This window comes from Blautia sp. DFI.9.10 (genome assembly GCF_024461705.1).
GTDB lineage: Bacteria > Bacillota > Clostridia > Lachnospirales > Lachnospiraceae > Blautia_A > Blautia_A fusiformis.
This window is the reverse complement of record NZ_JANGAA010000038.1, coordinates 1-16,899: the sequence shown is the minus strand read 5'-3', so window position 1 is coordinate 16,899 and position 16,899 is coordinate 1. Positions and strand designations below refer to the sequence as shown.

At 46.7% G+C, this 16,899-nt stretch carries 15 protein-coding genes; 13 read left to right on the top strand and 2 right to left on the bottom strand.

Annotation, left to right across the window (positions count from 1 at the left end; all coding sequences use genetic code 11):
* Window positions 1–167 precede the first annotated feature (167 nt).
* From NE671_RS15290 to NE671_RS15235, 12 genes are all read left to right on the top strand, one after another.
* The gene (locus NE671_RS15290; protein ID WP_173740973.1) at window positions 168–1,508 is read left to right on the top strand and encodes a CCA tRNA nucleotidyltransferase; all 1,341 of its coding nucleotides are present in this window, start codon (window positions 168–170) and stop codon (window positions 1,506–1,508) included.
* Window positions 1,509–1,567: 59 nt separating this feature from the next.
* Entirely contained in the window at window positions 1,568–2,542 is a 975-nt protein-coding gene (locus tag NE671_RS15285; RefSeq protein ID WP_118753310.1) for a hypothetical protein, read from the top strand.
* Between the two features lie 98 nt (window positions 2,543–2,640).
* Window positions 2,641–4,374, top strand: coding sequence for a phospho-sugar mutase (locus NE671_RS15280; protein ID WP_015527116.1), 1,734 nt, complete (start codon window positions 2,641–2,643; stop codon window positions 4,372–4,374).
* A 102-nt stretch (window positions 4,375–4,476) separates the two neighbouring features.
* Complete coding sequence (locus tag NE671_RS15275; RefSeq protein WP_227573730.1) at window positions 4,477–4,770, top strand: HU family DNA-binding protein; 294 nt, start codon at window positions 4,477–4,479, stop codon at window positions 4,768–4,770.
* Window positions 4,771–4,843: 73 nt separating this feature from the next.
* A complete protein-coding gene (locus tag NE671_RS15270; RefSeq protein WP_015527118.1) occupies window positions 4,844–5,083 on the top strand; it encodes an RNA-binding S4 domain-containing protein in 240 nt (79 codons plus the stop codon).
* Between the two features lie 90 nt (window positions 5,084–5,173).
* Complete coding sequence (yabP, locus tag NE671_RS15265; RefSeq protein ID WP_044960948.1) at window positions 5,174–5,455, top strand: sporulation protein YabP; 282 nt, start codon at window positions 5,174–5,176, stop codon at window positions 5,453–5,455.
* A 111-nt stretch (window positions 5,456–5,566) separates the two neighbouring features.
* A complete protein-coding gene (locus tag NE671_RS15260; protein WP_227573720.1) occupies window positions 5,567–5,881 on the top strand; it encodes an FtsB family cell division protein in 315 nt (104 codons plus the stop codon).
* A 119-nt stretch (window positions 5,882–6,000) separates the two neighbouring features.
* A complete protein-coding gene (locus tag NE671_RS15255; RefSeq protein WP_044960946.1) occupies window positions 6,001–7,494 on the top strand; it encodes a SpoIIE family protein phosphatase in 1,494 nt (497 codons plus the stop codon).
* A 25-nt stretch (window positions 7,495–7,519) separates the two neighbouring features.
* Entirely contained in the window at window positions 7,520–8,962 is a 1,443-nt protein-coding gene (gene tilS / locus NE671_RS15250) for a tRNA lysidine(34) synthetase TilS (protein WP_118753308.1), read from the top strand.
* Window positions 8,959–9,486 carry a hypoxanthine phosphoribosyltransferase gene (gene hpt / locus NE671_RS15245; protein ID WP_015527123.1) on the top strand — a complete coding sequence of 176 codons (528 nt, stop codon included), beginning with the start codon at window positions 8,959–8,961 and terminating at the stop codon, window positions 9,484–9,486. Before tilS ends, hpt begins: the two co-directional genes overlap by 4 nt.
* Before the next feature lie 16 nt (window positions 9,487–9,502).
* A complete protein-coding gene (ftsH, locus tag NE671_RS15240) occupies window positions 9,503–11,350 on the top strand; it encodes an ATP-dependent zinc metalloprotease FtsH (protein WP_256164140.1) in 1,848 nt (615 codons plus the stop codon).
* 286 nt (window positions 11,351–11,636) lie between these two features.
* Window positions 11,637–13,754: a glycoside hydrolase family 13 protein gene (locus tag NE671_RS15235; protein ID WP_173740972.1), complete on the top strand. Its 2,118-nt coding sequence runs from the start codon at window positions 11,637–11,639 to the stop codon at window positions 13,752–13,754.
* Between the two features lie 81 nt (window positions 13,755–13,835).
* On the opposite strand, the gene NE671_RS15230 is transcribed toward NE671_RS15235, so the two are convergent.
* Together NE671_RS15230 and NE671_RS15225 are read right to left on the bottom strand one after the other, a co-directional pair.
* Window positions 13,836–14,147, bottom strand: a complete 312-nt coding sequence (locus tag NE671_RS15230; protein WP_022427364.1) for an ArsR/SmtB family transcription factor — start codon at window positions 14,145–14,147, stop codon at window positions 13,836–13,838.
* A gap of 134 nt (window positions 14,148–14,281) precedes the next feature.
* The gene (locus NE671_RS15225) at window positions 14,282–16,594 is read right to left on the bottom strand and encodes a heavy metal translocating P-type ATPase (protein ID WP_330641841.1); all 2,313 of its coding nucleotides are present in this window, start codon (window positions 16,592–16,594) and stop codon (window positions 14,282–14,284) included.
* 12 nt (window positions 16,595–16,606) lie between these two features.
* Here NE671_RS15225 and NE671_RS15220 point away from each other — a divergent pair.
* Window positions 16,607–16,899, top strand: a 293-nt coding sequence (locus NE671_RS15220; protein ID WP_256164142.1) for a hypothetical protein, incomplete at its 3' end; no start/stop codon positions are given.

Genomic DNA, 16,899 nt, shown 5'->3' with positions numbered 1-16,899 from the left:
ATGCAGTAGTGGGAGAAGCAAGAATCCCCCTGCTTTAGCTGTGGGGAGTGTCAAAATAGCGTTAAGGAAAACATATCAGAATATTATTCGGCTGCTGACATGGAGATAATACAGCGAAATGTAAACGTGTTTTGAACGGACAGCAGCGATCATCAAGAGGAGTTATTATGACGATTAACATACCACAAAAAGCAGAACAGATCCTGCATATTCTCAATGAAGCCGGCTATGAGGCATATGTTGTTGGCGGCTGTGTCCGGGATTCCATCCTGGACCGGGTGCCTGGGGACTGGGATATCACTACCTCCGCACTTCCGGAACAGGTGAAGGAGCTTTTTCACAGAACTGTAGATACGGGGATCCAGCATGGAACAGTAACTGTAATGATGGGCAAAGAGGGCTTTGAGGTGACAACCTACCGTGTGGACGGAGAATATCATGATGGCCGTCACCCGGATGCCGTGACCTTTACCAGGAGTCTTGAGGAAGATCTGAAACGAAGAGATTTTACCATTAACGCCATGGCTTATCATCCGGGGCATGGACTGGTGGATCTGTTTGGCGGAATGGAGGATATCAATAGGAAGCTCATCCGTTGTGTCGGGGATCCGGTGGAACGTTTTACAGAGGATGCTCTTCGGATGCTCCGTGCAGTGCGTTTTTCCGCACAGCTTGGTTTTACTGTGGAGGAGAATACGAAAGCAGCACTGGCGCGGATGTCGGGGAACCTGGAGCATGTCAGTGCAGAGCGTATCCAGACAGAGCTTGTAAAGCTTCTGGTATCCGATCATCCGGATTACCTCCGGACAGCCTGGGAGACAGGCCTTACCCGGGAATTTCTTCCGGAATTTGATGCCTGTATGGAAACAGCGCAGAATACCCCCCATCACTGCTGCAGCGTAGGCGAGCACATCCTGAAAAGCCTTACGGAGATCGAGAATGACAGGCTTCTTCGTATCACCATGCTTCTTCATGACATTGCCAAGCCGGTTGTAAAAAAGACAGATGAGAATGGAAGAGACCACTTTAAGACTCACGGACCGGCAGGCGAAAAGCTGGCAGGAAAGATCCTGCGCCGTCTGAAATTTGATAATGTAACGATCCGAAATACCTGTCGTCTGATCCGGTATCATGATCTTCGTCCCACTCCGGACGCCGAGGATGTGCGGAGAGCTGTGAATCTTATCGGAGAAGAGCTTTTTCCGCTGTATCTGAAAGTGCAGAAGGCAGATCTTTTATCCCAAAGTACTTACAGGAGGGAGGAGAAGCTGGCACGGTTAAGCGGTGTGACGGAAGCTTATCAGGGGATCCTTGAAAGAGGTGAATGTACATCTCTGAAAACCCTGGCAGTTTCCGGAAAGGATCTTATAAAGGCAGGACATCCGGCCGGACCGGCACTGGGAGCACTGCTCGAAAGACTTCTTGACTGTGTGCTGAAAGATCCAACCCTTAATACAAAAGAAAAACTTCTTGAAACAGCAGAAAAAGACAGCATAAAAACCGAATAGAATAACAAAAATCCCCCCTGCATAAAATAGAACGTAAAATAAGGCAGGGGGGAACTTTTTTGTATGATTATGGGTTGAGCGTGCTGGAGCAGTATGGGCTTACGGCTTCATTCTCCGGCAGGGTGCGGGGGGCACTTCTGTGCCGGACAGAAAAAGGTCCGGTGATACTCCGGGAATTTCATGGCTCGGAAAAAAAGCTTTCCATGCAGCAGCAGCTTCTTGAAAAAATGAAAGAACAGAACTGTCTTGTGGACGCCTATCTCAGAAACAGGGAAGGCGTACTGGTAAGCAGGGACAAAGATTCTGTTCCATATACTGCACAGATCTGGTTTGAGGGACGGGAATGTGACACGAGATCCGAAAACGATATTTTAAAAAGCATCCGGACTCTGGCACAGATCCACAAGATCATGCAGCTTCCTGTGGAAATGGATTATGCGGGAAGAAATCTGCAGGAAGAATATATCCGGCATAATCAGGAAATGAAAAAAATACGCCGTTTTATCCGAAAAAAAGGAGCGGTCAATTCTTTTGAGAAGGATTATCTGAAAAGCGTGGAATGGTTTCTGCAAAAAGGAGAAGAAGCGGCAGCTATGCTGGAAACCACGGATTATAAAAATCTGCGGCAGCAGTCTCTTCAAAGCGGCAGTATCTGTCATGGCGAATATAATCAGCATAATGTGCTGATACTTGGGAAAAACACAGCGGTGACGAATTTCAGTCACTGGAGCTTTGATGTGCAGATGGCAGATCTGTATCGCTTTATGCGGAAAATCCTGGAGAAATACAGCTGGGATCTGCACATCGCGCAGAAGATGCTTTCTGCATATGATTCCGTACGGCCGCTCTCGGAGTCTGAGTGGCAGAACCTGAGAGTCCGGTTCTGTTATCCGGAAAAATACTGGAAACTGGCAAATCATTATTATACACATAACAAGGCTGTGATCTCCGGAAAAAATGTGGAAAAGCTGAGAACCCTGATCCATCAGAAAAAACAGTGGGAGGAATTTTCAAAACAGTGCTTCAGGCAGTAATGATTCTGAATGTGACAAAAACAAAACTTCCCTTTTTCTGAAAATTGTTATATAATATTAATTATCTTATATAAAGAAACAGGGAGGTATTTTGGAACATGGATTATAAAGAAATCTATAATCAGTGGCTTGAAAACCCATATTTCGATGAGGCGACAAAAGAAGAACTGAAAGCGATCAAAGACGACGAAAATGAGATCAAAGAGCGTTTTTATATGGATCTTGAGTTTGGTACGGCAGGCCTGCGTGGTATCATCGGCGCAGGTACCAACCGTATGAATATTTATGTGGTAAGAAGAGCAACCCAGGGGCTTGCCAATTATATTGCCAAGGTTGACAAGAAATCCCAGGGAGTTGCTATCGCATATGATTCCCGTCATATGTCACCGGAGTTTGCCCAGGAAGCAGCACTTTGCCTGGCAGCAAACGGGATCAAGGCTTATATCTTTGAGACACTTCGTCCGACACCGGAGCTTTCCTTTGCAGTACGTCATCTGGGCTGTGTGGCAGGTATCAACGTAACAGCTAGCCACAATCCTCCGGAATACAACGGATACAAGGTTTACTGGGAGGACGGCGCGCAGATCACACCACCTCATGATTCCGGTATCATGGGCGAGGTAAAGGCAATCTCCGACTGGAATACCGTAAAGACCATGGATAAGGAAGACGCAGTAAAGGCAGGACTTTTCGAAGTGATCGGACAGGCTGTCGATGATGCTTACATGGCAGAGCTTAAGAAACAGATCATCCATATGGATGCGATCCAGGCAGAGGGCAGGAACCTGAAGATCGTTTACACACCTCTTCACGGAACCGGCAATATCCCGGCCAGAAGGATCCTTAAAGAGCTTGGATTTGAGAATGTATATGTAGTACCGGAGCAGGAGCTTCCGAACGGGGATTTCCCGACAGTCAGCTATCCGAACCCGGAGGCAGCAGAGGCATTTGAGCTTGGCCTTAAGCTTGCGAAGGAAGTGGATGCAGACATCGTACTTGCCACAGACCCGGATGCAGACCGTCTTGGCGTCCGCGTAAAGGATAAAAACGGAGAGTATCATGATCTTACCGGTAACATGTCCGGATGCCTTCTTGCAAACTATGAGCTGAGCCAGAGAAAGGCTGTAAACGGAAGCCTTCCGGAGGACGGAGCTCTTGTAAAGACTATCGTTACAACAAACCTGGCAGATGCCATTGCCAAGGGATACAACGTGAATCTTATCGAAGTACTTACCGGATTCAAATACATCGGACAGCAGATCCTCGGATTTGAGAACAGTGGCAAGGGTACATATCTTTTCGGATTTGAGGAGAGCTACGGCTGCCTGATCGGAACCTATGCAAGAGACAAGGATGCCATTGTTGCTACCATGGCACTTTGCGAAGCTGCTGCTTACTATAAGACACAGGGCAAGACTCTCTGGGATGCAATGATCGATATGTATGAGGAGTTCGGTTACTATAAGGATGCCATTCAGGCAGTTACCATGAAGGGTATCGAGGGTCTTCAGAAGATCCAGGAGATCATGACAACACTTCGTCAGAATCCGCCTGCTGAGTTTGCCGGACATAAGGTGACTGCTGTACGTGACTACAAGCTGGATGAGATCACAGATCTTGCAACAGGTGAGAAGAAGCCGACAGGACTTCCGAATTCCAATGTTCTCTACTATGAGCTTACCGATGATGCATGGGTTTGCGTAAGACCGTCCGGAACAGAGCCTAAGGTTAAATTCTATTATGGCGTTAAGGGAACATCTCTTGCAGATGCAGACGAGAAATCCGATGCAATGGGCAAGGCTGTTCTTGAAATGGTTGATTCCATGAAATGATAAAATGGTCACATTCCGCCTGTAATATGCGAAAAACCTTGACATTATAAGCCAAAAGCGGTATATATATAAAGCAAAGTCAAAAATAAGAGAACATCAATTATAGGAGGAAACACCATGAATAAAACAGAGTTAGTGGCAGCAATGGCGAAAGACACCAATCTTTCCAAGAAAGATGTAGAAGCTGTTCTGAAATCTTTTATCGATGTTGTAACAGATGAACTGAAAAAAGGCGAGAAGATTCAGCTGGTTGGATTTGGAACTTTCGAAGTAAGCACAAGAGCTGCAAGAGAGGGAAGAAATCCTCAGACTGGTGAGACCATGACGATCGAGGCTTCCAAGTCTCCGAAGTTCAAAGCAGGAAAAGCTTTAAAGGACGTTGTCAACGGTAAATAATCTGTTGGTTCAGAGTGATAACGGCAGGGGAAACCGGTTTTTGGTTTCCCCTGCTTTTTTAGGAGGAAAAATTATGCGTCTTGATAAATATCTGAAAGTATCCAGACTGATCAAACGCCGTACGGTGGCAAATGAAGCCTGCGATGCAGGAAGAGTTCTGGTCAATGACAAGCCGGCCAAGGCTTCTGTACAGGTAAAGACCGGTGACACTGTGGAGATCCAGTTTGGAAGCCGTAATGTAAAGGTTGAAGTCCTGGAAGTTAAGGAAACGGTAAAAAAGGATGAGGTAGAAAGCATGTTCCGCTATATCTGATGCAGGGACAGCTGCCGTTTGGGCGTGATGGTCTATTCCGGATGGATTTTTCATAAAATAAAAGAGAAATCATCCCCAGGGAGGTATGGATTGGACGAGAAGAAACCGGCAGCATTTCACAGTCTGATGCTGGAGCGGCAGAAAGGCGGCACCATAACGGGAATCCGGGAGGTGATCTCTTTCGATGAAAAAGAAATACTGCTGCATACAGAGGAAGGAAAGTTATCCATAAAAGGCGAAGGACTTCATGTAAAACATCTTGATCTGAAAAGCGGGCAGCTTAGCTTGGAGGGAAAAATCGACAGTCTTACCTATCTTGGCAGGAAAAAGGACAAAAAAGAAGGATCCCTTTTAAAAAGACTGTTCCATTAAAGCTAAAATGACAGCAAACCGGTTGATATTTTTTTGAAGAAGTTGTAAAATTTGGATGTATAAGCTCGTAAAAGGTAAAGAGATCAGATTGTGTAAAAAAGGAGCAGCAGATTGAAAAATCCAAAAAAGGGAAAAGAAAAAAAACGGATCGGATATAATTATCTTGGCATGGCGGGGATCATGGTGATCGCACTGGTGTTGCTGGGAAGCCTTATGCTGCAGAGTAAGACTCTGGAACGGCGCAGGGATTATTATGATTCCAAAGCTACAGCACTGGAGAAGTCCATTGAAAGTGAGAAGGAACGTACCAAGGAGATCGAAGCAGAGAAAGAACATATGAAGACCGACGAATATGTGGAAGAGGCGGCTCGTGAGAAGCTGGGACTTGTGAAAGACAACGAGATCGTGTTTCAGGAAGAAAAATAGCTGAAAATCAAAGGTTTCGACGAAATTTTTTTTGACATTTTCGTGCGGCTTTGACAGATATTTCAGGGATCTTCCTTTATAATGTTCAGTCAGTGAAGGTTATAAGGGGAGGGGAAAATATGCAGGAATGGATCATTGCCATGCTCGTAGTCAGCATACTGCTGATACTCCGGGACATGGCAAAAACTGTCTTTTCGGGAAAAACGAAGGAAAAAGAAGAAATGCTGCCGCTTTGTGAAAGCCATCCCCAGAAGGAAAAAGTGGAACGGTATGCAGCATCCTTCCGGAAGCTTGCGGATACATTCTACGGAATGCCTTACCGTAAGGAATTTTTGAGCGGAGGACAGCTGAACCGTATCATATCGGACACCAGTGCGGCTGTATGTTCCAGATGTTATCAGAGAGAGATCTGCTGGGGAGAGCGTGCCGGGGAAACCATGCGGGGCAGTGAGAATATGATCCGTACCATGGAGGAAGGCAATGAAGAAAGCATCCAGAGAGCACGCAGTGAATGGATGGGAGCATGTGGCCGTTCCGCCCAGTATTTTCAGGTCCTGAATGAGGGATTTCGTGAAGAAAGGCAGAATCTCGTGTGGGATAACCGGATGATCGAAAGCCGGCTTGCAGTTGCACAGCAGCTGACGGAAATCTCGAGGATCATGGATCATATGGCAGAAGAGCTGTATGATATCATGCCGGCAGATCCGCAGTTTCAGGAAGATCTGAAAAAGGCTCTTCGTAAAAAGCATGTACTTGTAAAGAATGTCTGGGTCATGGATAAGATCGAAGGAAGACGGCAGATATTTCTGAATCTGAGAGCCAGGAGCGGACAGTGTGTTTCCATGACAGAGATCGCACAGATCCTGTCCAGGATCTGCGGAAGCTCCATGACGCCGGACGCCGGCAGCCGCAGTATTGTAAATGGAGATTTTCGTATGGTCCATTTTGTGGAGGATGTCAGTTATCAGATGCTTTACGGAGTAGCGCGGCTTACAAGAGAAGCGGAAAAGGTTTCCGGAGACAATTATATCTGTCGTCAGGAAGAGGATGGCAGGTTTTTTCTCTGTCTGTCTGATGGGATGGGTTCCGGAATAGAAGCGTTTAAAGAAAGCGAGATCGTGGTAGAACTTCTGGAACAGTTTCTGGAATCCGGCTTTTCTCAGGAAACAGCTGCCAGAATGGTGAATTCCGCACTGCTATTGAAAGGACGGGAAGGGATGTTTTCTACTGTTGATATCTGTGCGGTGGATCTTTATACCGGGATCTGTGATTTTCTGAAAGCAGGGGCGTCTTCCACATTTATTAAAAGAGATCACTGGGTGGAATCCATTGCTTCGGAAAATCTTGCAGCAGGCTTGGTCCAGCAGCTGGATTTTGATACTGCCTCAAGGAAGCTTTATCATGGAGATTATCTGATCATGATGACAGATGGAGTTCTGGATGCACTTCCTACAGAACGGGAAGAGGAAACCATGAAGGAGATCATTATGGATGTCCGGGAAAAAGAGCCCAGGGAGATGGGACGGGGAATACTGGAAAGGGTCCTGGGATACAGTGATTATCATGCCAGGGATGATATGACAGTAGTTGTGGCAGGATTGTGGAAAAAATAGAGTATTTTTGGTTACAGGAGAAAAAATGATCACACGTGTAAGAAAATATATCAGAGACAATCGGATGCTGAAAGCAGAGGATATGGTTGTGGCAGGGGTTTCCGGAGGGGCGGATTCCATAGCAATGCTTCATATTTTGAAAAGTCTTCAGAAAGAGATCGGTTTTTCCATGGAAGTGGTTCATGTCCATCATGGAATCCGGGGCCAGGAGGCGGACCGGGATGAGCAGTTTGTGGAAAAAATCTGCCGGGATTGGGGAATCCCTTTCCGGTCCAGGCATTATCCGGTTCCGGAACTTTCCGGAAAGTGGAAGCTGGGAGAAGAAGAAACCGGAAGGATCGTGCGAAAACAGGCGTTTCAGGAGGAAAAAAAGAGACTTGGTTTTTCCGGAGAACAGTCAAAAAAGAACGGACAGTTCCGGGTTGCGCTGGCACATAATCGCAACGATCTGGCAGAGACTATGCTGCATCATCTGGCAAGGGGAACCGGTATCCGGGGACTTTCCGGGATACAGGCGGTAAATGGTGAGATCATCCGGCCGGTTTTGTGTTTAGAACGGAAGGAGATCGTCAATTATCTGAAAGAGAGAGGTATTTCCTATATCACAGACAGCAGCAATCTTTCAGATGACTATACAAGAAACCGGATCCGTAACCATATTCTTCCGGCTATGGAACAGAAGATCAATGCAAAAGCGGTGGAGCATATGGCAGAAACCGCACGGGTTCTGGCAGAGGCAGATTCGTATCTTCAGAAAAAGGGAAGGGAGCTTCTGGCAGGCTGCCGGAAAGAAAATGGCTATCTTCTGGATGAAAAATTTTTTGCACAGGATCCTATCCTTCAGGAATATGCGGTGATGGAGGCGTTTGAGATACTGTCAGGAAAACGTAAGGACTTTACATCTCTTCATGTGGACCAGGTTCTTTCGCTTCAAAAAAAAGAAAACGGTCGTTATATCAATCTTCCGGAATCGCTGCGGGTAATACGACAGTACGGAGGGGTATGTCTGAAAAAGAACTCTGCATCAGACAGAGAGAACGATGCTTCCACTGAAAAAAAAGTATCGGCAGGTCTCAGAGAAATGTCTATGGAGCTTCCGGTACCTGGAATTCTGGAAAGTCCTTTCGGAGTTTTTGAGTCGAAAATTTTTTCTTATAAGAAACAGAAGATTGAAGAAAAAAAGTATACGAAATGGTTTGATTATGATAAAATAAAAAATAGTCCATGCGTTCGGACCAGAAGACAGGGAGATTATCTTACTGTAAACAGTGAAGGCGGAAGAAAGAAGCTGAACCGGATCTTTATTGATGAGAAGATTCCAGCGGAGATGAGAGACAGGCTTCCGGTTGTTGCGGTAGGATCTGAGATACTCTGGATCCCGGGAGGACGGATGAACGAGAAGTATAAGATCACTTCCACTACAGGGAGAGTGTTAGAATTACATTACCAAGGAGGAGCTTTAGCATGAGCGAAAAAATCAGGGTTTTACTCAGTGAAGAAGAGGTAGATGCCCGTATCCAGGAAGTTGCAGATATGATCAACAAGGATTATGACGGAAAAGATGTACACATGATCTGCGTTCTGAAAGGCGGCGTTTTCTTTATGTGTGAGCTTGCCAAGAGGATCACACGCCCGGTAACACTGGATTTCATGTCTGTGTCCAGTTACGGTGATGATACGAAATCCAGCGGTGTTGTAAAGATCGTCAAGGATCTGGATCAGCCACTGGACGGGAAAGATGTTCTGATCGTAGAGGATATCATTGATTCAGGCAGAACCTTAAGCTATCTGCTGCGTATCCTGAAGGGCAGACATCCGGCAAGCATCAGACTCTGTACACTTCTTGACAAACCGGAGAGACGTGTGACAGATGTAGAGGTAGATTACTGCTGCTTCAATATTCCGGACGAGTTTGTAGTAGGATACGGACTTGATTATGCCCAGAAATACAGAAACCTTCCTTACATCGGAGTAGTGGAGCTTCAGGACTGAAAGGAGATTTAACCAAGTGAGCAAGCATTCAGGTAAGATAGGCCTGTACCTTCTGCTTATTGTGGCACTGATCGCAGGATATCTGTATCTCAATGACCAGGTATCTACCCAGGGCAGCTACACAATGGGTCAGCTGGAAAAGGCTCTGGAAGAAGACAAAGTGACGGATGCGGTGATCCATCAGAACAGAGAAGTGCCCACCGGTTATGTAACAGCAAACATTGTTTCAGACGGTCAGAAGACAGTCTACGTAACCGATGTAAAGGAAGCGGAGGCGCTTCTTGAAGAACATGATATCGATCCGACGATCCGCAATGTACCCAAGGACAGCTCCATGATCGGAACAGTACTTCCGGTAGTGCTTACCGGCGCGATCCTTATCTTTTTCTTTATGATGATGAACCGGCAGATGTCCGGAGGCGGCGGAAGCAATGCGAAGATGATGAACTTCGGAAAAAGCAGAGCCAGGATGTCGTCCCCTGATGATAAGAAAGTAACGTTCAAGGATGTTGCAGGTCTTCAGGAGGAGAAGGAGGATCTGGAGGAAGTGGTGGATTTCCTGAAATCCCCACAGAAGTATACCAAGGTAGGTGCCAGGATCCCGAAAGGCGTGATCCTTGTGGGCCCTCCGGGAACAGGTAAAACTCTTCTCGCGAAGGCAGTTGCAGGAGAGGCCGGAGTTCCGTTTTTCTCCATTTCCGGATCCGATTTCGTGGAGATGTTTGTTGGTGTCGGTGCTTCCCGTGTACGAGATCTTTTTGAAGAGGGCAAGCGTCATGCACCGTGCATCATCTTTATTGATGAGATCGATGCGGTAGCCCGTCAGAGAGGAACCGGTATGGGCGGCGGCCACGATGAGAGAGAGCAGACGTTGAACCAGCTTCTTGTAGAGATGGATGGTTTTGGAGTAAATGAAGGAATCATCGTAATGGCAGCGACCAACCGTGTGGATATTCTGGATCCTGCGATCCTCCGTCCGGGACGATTTGACCGTAAAGTCGGTGTGGGACGCCCGGATGTCAAGGGCAGAGAAGAGATCCTTATGGTCCATGCCAAGGACAAACCGCTGGGAGATGATGTGGATCTTCGCCAGATTGCCCAGACAACCGCAGGATTTACAGGTGCAGATCTGGAGAACCTTCTTAACGAAGCTGCTATTGATGCTGCAAAAGAGGGCCGTCCTTATATCATGCAGAAGGATATCAAGAAAGCATTCATCAAGGTCGGGATCGGTGCAGAAAAGAAGAGCAAGGTCATCTCTGATAAAGAGAAAAAGATCACAGCTTATCATGAAGCAGGCCATGCGATCCTGTTCCATGTACTTCCTCATATGGATCCGGTATACACCATTTCCATTATCCCTACGGGAATGGGAGCTGCTGGCTACACCATGCCGCTGCCGGATAATGATGAGATGTTTAATACAAAGAACAAAATGCTGGAGGATATCACCACGCTTCTTGGCGGACGTGTGGCTGAGGAGATCATCTTCGGAGATATCACTACCGGTGCTTCCAATGATATCAAACGTGCCACAGAGACTGCACGCTCTATGGTAATGAAATACGGTATGTCTGAAAAAATCGGTCTGATCGCTTACGGCAACGATGACGATGAGGTATTTATCGGCCGTGATCTGGCACATACCAGAGGCTACAGTGAGGAAGTGGCAAGAGAGATCGATGGGGAGATTTCCCGTATCATCCGTGAGTGCCATGAGAATGCAGAGAGCATCATCCGTGAGAATATCGGCGTTCTTCACAGCTGTGCGGCCCTTCTTCTCGAGAAGGAAAAGATACATCGTGAAGAGTTTGAAGCACTTTTTACAACAGAAAAAGAAGAGGTTGCAAAAACAAACGAATAAAATGCACAAAAAAATATATTGAATTTTGTGAACTTTGTGCACACTTTTTGGTGGACACATGGTACTATAAATACCGTAAAAACCCCCCAATACATTATATAGTTTTTGCTACACCCCATAAGAAGAAATACCTTCTCCAAAAAAGGCAGCCTAACCAGCTGTCTTTTTTACTGCCCAAAAATAAAAGACGGATTACGGAGAAAACAGATATATATGCTTGCGGGATGGAAAAAATTAAGATAATATATTTAAAACATGGTACTAAAAACGGAATGAGGAAGATAGAATGTTATATGAAAGCATGGAGACTGCAAAGAAGATGCGGTATATACTCAATATGAGTCCGGTATTAAATAAAGACGCAATGTTCAGTGACGGGACGGAATATTACCGTACACCTGTGGAGCCGCGGGAAGGTGATACAGTTACGATCCGTTTTCGTACCCAGAGAAATAATGTGGACAACGTCTGTCTTGTGCATGACGGAGAATATCTGGAAATGAAGTGGGAAAAAACTTCCGGAAGCTTTGATTATTATACTGCACAGATCGTAATGGGAAAAAATCTTGTACGATATTACTTTGAGATCCATTCAGGACTTGTTACCTGTTATTATGATACAAATGGTGTAAGCACCAGACATGAGGAAAGGACAGAATTTGAGATCTATCCCGGATATCATGTGCCTGAGTGGCTGAAGGGTGCTGTGATGTATCAGATTTATGTGGATCGTTTCTGTAACGGAGATCCTTCCAATGATGTGGAAACAGGGGAATATTTCTATATCGGGGACACTTCCGTAAAAGTGGATAACTGGGAAAAGGTTCCGGCTGTGATGGGTGTCCGGGAATTTTATGGCGGCGATCTTCAGGGAGTTATGGATAAGCTGGATTATCTTCAGGAGCTTGGAGTAGATGTGATCTATCTGAATCCGGTCTTTGTCTCTCCCAGCAACCATAAGTATGACTGTCAGGATTACGATCATATCGATCCGCATATCGGAAGGATCGTAGCGGACTGTGATGGTCTGTTAAGTCCCGGAGACAGTGATAACAGTCATGCCCTTAAGTATATCCGCCGTGTGACCGATAAACGGAATTTGGAGGCCAGTAATAAGCTTTTTCAGGAGCTTGTGGAGGAAATTCACAGAAGAGGGATGAAAGTGATCCTGGATGGGGTATTTAACCATTGCGGATCCTTTAATAAATGGATGGACAGGGAACGGATCTACGAAAATCAGGAAGGCTACGAAAAGGGGGCCTATGTTTCGGCGGACAGCCCTTATCGTTCTTTCTTCTGCTTCCAGGATCAGAACCGCTGGCCCTATAATCCAACCTACGACGGCTGGTGGACCCATGATACCCTGCCAAAGCTGAACTACGAAGAATCTGAGGAGCTTTGCCGGACGATCCTTGATGTGGGCAGAAAATGGGTTTCGCCGCCGTATAACGTAGACGGCTGGAGACTGGATGTAGCTGCAGATCTGGGCCACAGCAATGATTTTAACCATCACTTCTGGAAAGAGTTCCGGAGGACAGTAAAAGAAGCCAATCCTGATGCAGTGATCCTTGCAGAACACTACGGAAATCCGGAAAGCTGGCTTCGCGGCGATGAGTGGGATACGGTTATGAACTATGACGCTTTTATGGAGCCTGTAACCTGGTTCCTGACCGGAATGGAGAAGCACAGTGATGAGTACCGGGAGGACCTTTATGGCAACAGTGAGGCCTTTATCGGGGCGATGAAGCATCATATGCAGTCTTTGCATATGGGAGCGCTTTATGGAGCCATGAATGAGCTTTCAAACCATGACCATTCCAGATTTTTGACAAGGACCAATCACAGAGTAGGAAGGCTTTCCTACGCAGGCGCAGAGGCAGCATCTGCAGGCATCAATCCTGCCATCATGAGAGAGGCTGTTGTGATCCAGATGACGTGGCCTGGTGCGCCTACGGTATATTACGGGGATGAGGCCGGCGTCTGCGGCTTTACAGATCCGGATAACCGCAGAACTTATCCCTGGGGAAAAGAAGACCAAGAGATGCTGGACTTTCATAAACGCATGATCTGCATACACAAGGCATATCCGATTCTTGCAAAGGGTTCCCTGGAATTTTTGTGGAACGATCATCAGGGCTTGAGCTATGGTCGTTTTTCTGATTCTGAACAGATCCTAGTGATCCTTAATAATCAGGATCAGGAGAGAGACATAAGGGTAACAGCCTGGAAAACCGGTGTAAGCCGGAAAGAAGCAACGGCTTTTCAGCGCCTGATGCTTTCTTCCGGAGAGGGTTATACGGAAATGCCGGAAGAATATATTGCAGATGCAGGGATTCTTCAGGTGAAGATGCCTGCATACGGAGCGATGGTGCTTCACCACAGGGCGAGGGATAAATATAAATGATGCACGAGTAAGGCAGAGAAAAAAAGCCAATCTGTTCTTCCATTGGGAAGCAGATTGGCTTTTTGCATTGTGTTTTATGAGTTATTCTTCTGTAACGTGTTCCAGACCCTGATTCATGATGGTTGCCACATGGCTGTCTGCCAGGGAGTAGTAAATGGTTTTTCCGTCTCTTCGAAATTTGACCAGTGACATCTGCTTCAGTACCCGGAGCTGATGGGAAATGGCACTCTGGGTCATGGAAAGACGATCGGCAATATCCTGAACACAGAGCTCTTCCACAGAAAGTACGTACAGGATACGGATCCTGGTAGGATCACCGAAAACCTTGAACAGGTCGGCAAGCCGGTACAGTGTATCATCATTGATCGGGTAATCTATATGTGTTTTCTTCATTTGCGCATCCTCCAAACTGTTAACTTCTATTGTAGCTGAAAAAAACGCACCGGTCAAATTCTTTTCTGCATCACTGGGGAGTTGTATGGATGCACAGGAATCCGCTGCAGGATATCTGCCCTGCAGAACGGATCTTATTTTTTATACAGGATACGAATGGAATTCAGCACGCAGATCATGGCAACGCCAGTGTCTGCAAATACGGCCATCCACATGTTGGCATGTCCGGCAAGACCAAGGATCATAACTGCGATCTTGATCACCAGGGCAAATATTACGTTCTGCCATGCAATACGGTTTGTGCTTCGTGCAATGGCAATGGACTGAGGAATCGCATCTACATTGGAATTCATAAATACGGCATCTGCGGCTTCAATGGCAGCATCTGCACCGCTTCCCATGGCAGCACCTACATCAGCACCTGCAAGAACAGGAGCGTCGTTGATACCGTCACCGACAAACATAACCGTTCCATGTGCCTGGCGGACCTTTTTCAGGGCATTGAGCTTATCCTCCGGAAGAAGCTTTGCATAGATCTCATCGATCCCGGCATCTTTTCCTACAGCCTGTGCACTGTCTTCGGAGTCTCCAGTGAGCATAACGGTGTGGAGACCAAGCTTTTTCAGAGAAGCAATGGCTTCCTTTGCGTCAGGTTTGATGGTATCGGAGATCAGCATATATCCTGCGAAGGTTCCGTTTACTGCCATAAATACTTCAGAACCGTAAGCGGCTTCCTTTAATTCTCCGATTGTAACTCCGAATTTATCCATCAGCTTGCGATTTCCGCAGAGAACTTTTCCCTCCGGCATTTCCGCAACGATCCCATGACCGGAAATTTCTTCCAGGGAGATCGGTTTTTCAAATTGGATCTCACGTTCCTTTGCGGCAGCAACGATGCTGTTCGCAATAGGATGTGTGGAGTTCTGTTCACAGCCTGCACACATGGAAAGGAGTTCATTTTCCGTGTATTTACCGGTGGCAACAACCTTCTGAAGCTGGAAGTTACCTTTTGTGATAGTACCGGTCTTATCCATGATCACAGCGCCGAGCTTACTTAATCCTTCGATGGAAAGGCCACCCTTGAAAAGGATACCCTTTTTAGAACCGGCACCGATCCCGGAGAAGAAGGCCAGCGGGATACTAAGTACAAGAGCACAAGGGCAGCTCATTACCAGGAAAGTAATGGCTGTGTAGATCCAGTAATGCCAGTTTCCGGTAACAAGGGATGGGAGTATGGCAGTTGCCACTGCGATTCCTACAACACAAGGAGTATAAACCCTGGCAAAACGTGTGATAAAGCGGTCGATCTTCGGTTTGCTTGCTGCCGCGTTTTCTACGGAATCCAGAATACGAGTGACCATGGATTCTTCCAGAGGTTTTTCCACGCGGATTTTAAGCTGTCCGGAGGTGTTGACGCAACCAGAAGTGATCTCATCACCTTCATTTACAGCAACCGGTACAGGCTCTCCTGTGATCGGAGAAGTGTCGATACGGCTGTTTCCCTCAATTACGATACCATCAAGAGGGATGCGGTCTCCGGGACGGACCAGAAGAATGTCTCCGATCTGAGCCTCTTCAGAGGGAATTACCTGGATATCATCGCCTGTGACCAGGTTTACAACTTCCGGACGAAGGTCTACGGCATCCATGATCTGCCCGCGGCTTCGTTCAACGGCTTTTTCCTCAAAAAGCTCGCCGATGCGGTAGAAGAGCATAACGCCTACGGCCTCAGCAGAATCATTGATGGCAAAAGCGGCAAGTGTTGCAATGCTCATGAGAAAGTTTTCGTCAAAAATCTGTCCGTGAGAGATGTTTTTGGCAGCTTTTACAACGATAACACCCCCAAGCGCCAGGTATGCGATCACAAATACAGGAAGAGTGGCACTGGTACCAAAGCCTTTGTGTTCCATGATCTCTCCGGCAACGAAGAGTACTGCACCGATGATAATGCAGATGATATCTACGTTTTCCTTGGAGAAAAATTTCTTCTTGGAAGCGGTTGTGTGAGTCACTGTTTTTGGGGACTGAGCCTTTGGCTTCGGATCCTTTTCTTTTACAAGAACTTCGGATTCAATGGATGTACAGATCTTACGGATCTGATCCAGGTATCGATCCGGATTCTTTGCAGTTAAGCGAAGCTGTTTTGTTGCAAAAGTGATGGTTGCTTCGGAAATTCCTTCAAGGTTTGCAATTTGTTCCTCCATTTTGGAAGCGCAGTGAGCGCAGCCTAGATTCTCCAGGAGATAGGTCTTAGTTGTTGTGTCAGTGGAAGCTGCCGGAGCTGGATTTCTCGGAACAACTTTAACTTCAGACTCAATGGATGTGCAGATCTTGCGGATCTGCGGAAGCAGAGCGTCTGGATCTGCAGCCCCTAAGTGAAGCTGTTTTGTTGCAAAAGTAATGGTAGCGCTTTCGACGCCTTCAAGAGCCTGGATCCGTTCCTCCATTTTGGAAGCACAGTGAGCGCAGCCGAGGTTCTCCAGAATGTAGACACGCTTTGCGGTGAGAGCATTGTGGGAGTGATCGTGGTGCTCATGATCTCCGCAGCCACAGCCACAGTGCTCGTCATGGTGGTGAAGGTGCTCGTGTTCATGATGTTCATGTTTATGATCCTCACAACCACAGCTGCAGTGCTCGTCATGGTGGTGAAGGTGCTCATGTTCATGATGTTCGTGCTTGTGATCCTCGCAGCCACAACCACAGTGCTCGTCATGGTGGTGAAGGTGCTCGTGTTCATGATGTTCATGTTTAT

What these genes read in the sequence shown, in the direction of transcription:
- NE671_RS15270 (WP_015527118.1), top strand. Translation starts at nt 4,844, where the DNA reads ATGCGTCTTGATAAATATCTGAAAGTATCCAGACTGATCAAACGCCGT.
- NE671_RS15225 (WP_330641841.1), bottom strand. Translation starts at nt 16,594, where the DNA reads ATGGAGGAACGGATCCAGGCTCTTGAAGGCGTCGAAAGCGCTACCATT.
- NE671_RS15290 (WP_173740973.1), top strand. Translation starts at nt 168, where the DNA reads ATGACGATTAACATACCACAAAAAGCAGAACAGATCCTGCATATTCTC.
- NE671_RS15235 (WP_173740972.1), top strand. Translation starts at nt 11,637, where the DNA reads ATGTTATATGAAAGCATGGAGACTGCAAAGAAGATGCGGTATATACTC.
- NE671_RS15255 (WP_044960946.1), top strand. Translation starts at nt 6,001, where the DNA reads ATGCAGGAATGGATCATTGCCATGCTCGTAGTCAGCATACTGCTGATA.
- NE671_RS15230 (WP_022427364.1), bottom strand. Translation starts at nt 14,147, where the DNA reads ATGAAGAAAACACATATAGATTACCCGATCAATGATGATACACTGTAC.
- tilS (WP_118753308.1), top strand. Translation starts at nt 7,520, where the DNA reads ATGATCACACGTGTAAGAAAATATATCAGAGACAATCGGATGCTGAAA.
- hpt (WP_015527123.1), top strand. Translation starts at nt 8,959, where the DNA reads ATGAGCGAAAAAATCAGGGTTTTACTCAGTGAAGAAGAGGTAGATGCC.
- NE671_RS15280 (WP_015527116.1), top strand. Translation starts at nt 2,641, where the DNA reads ATGGATTATAAAGAAATCTATAATCAGTGGCTTGAAAACCCATATTTC.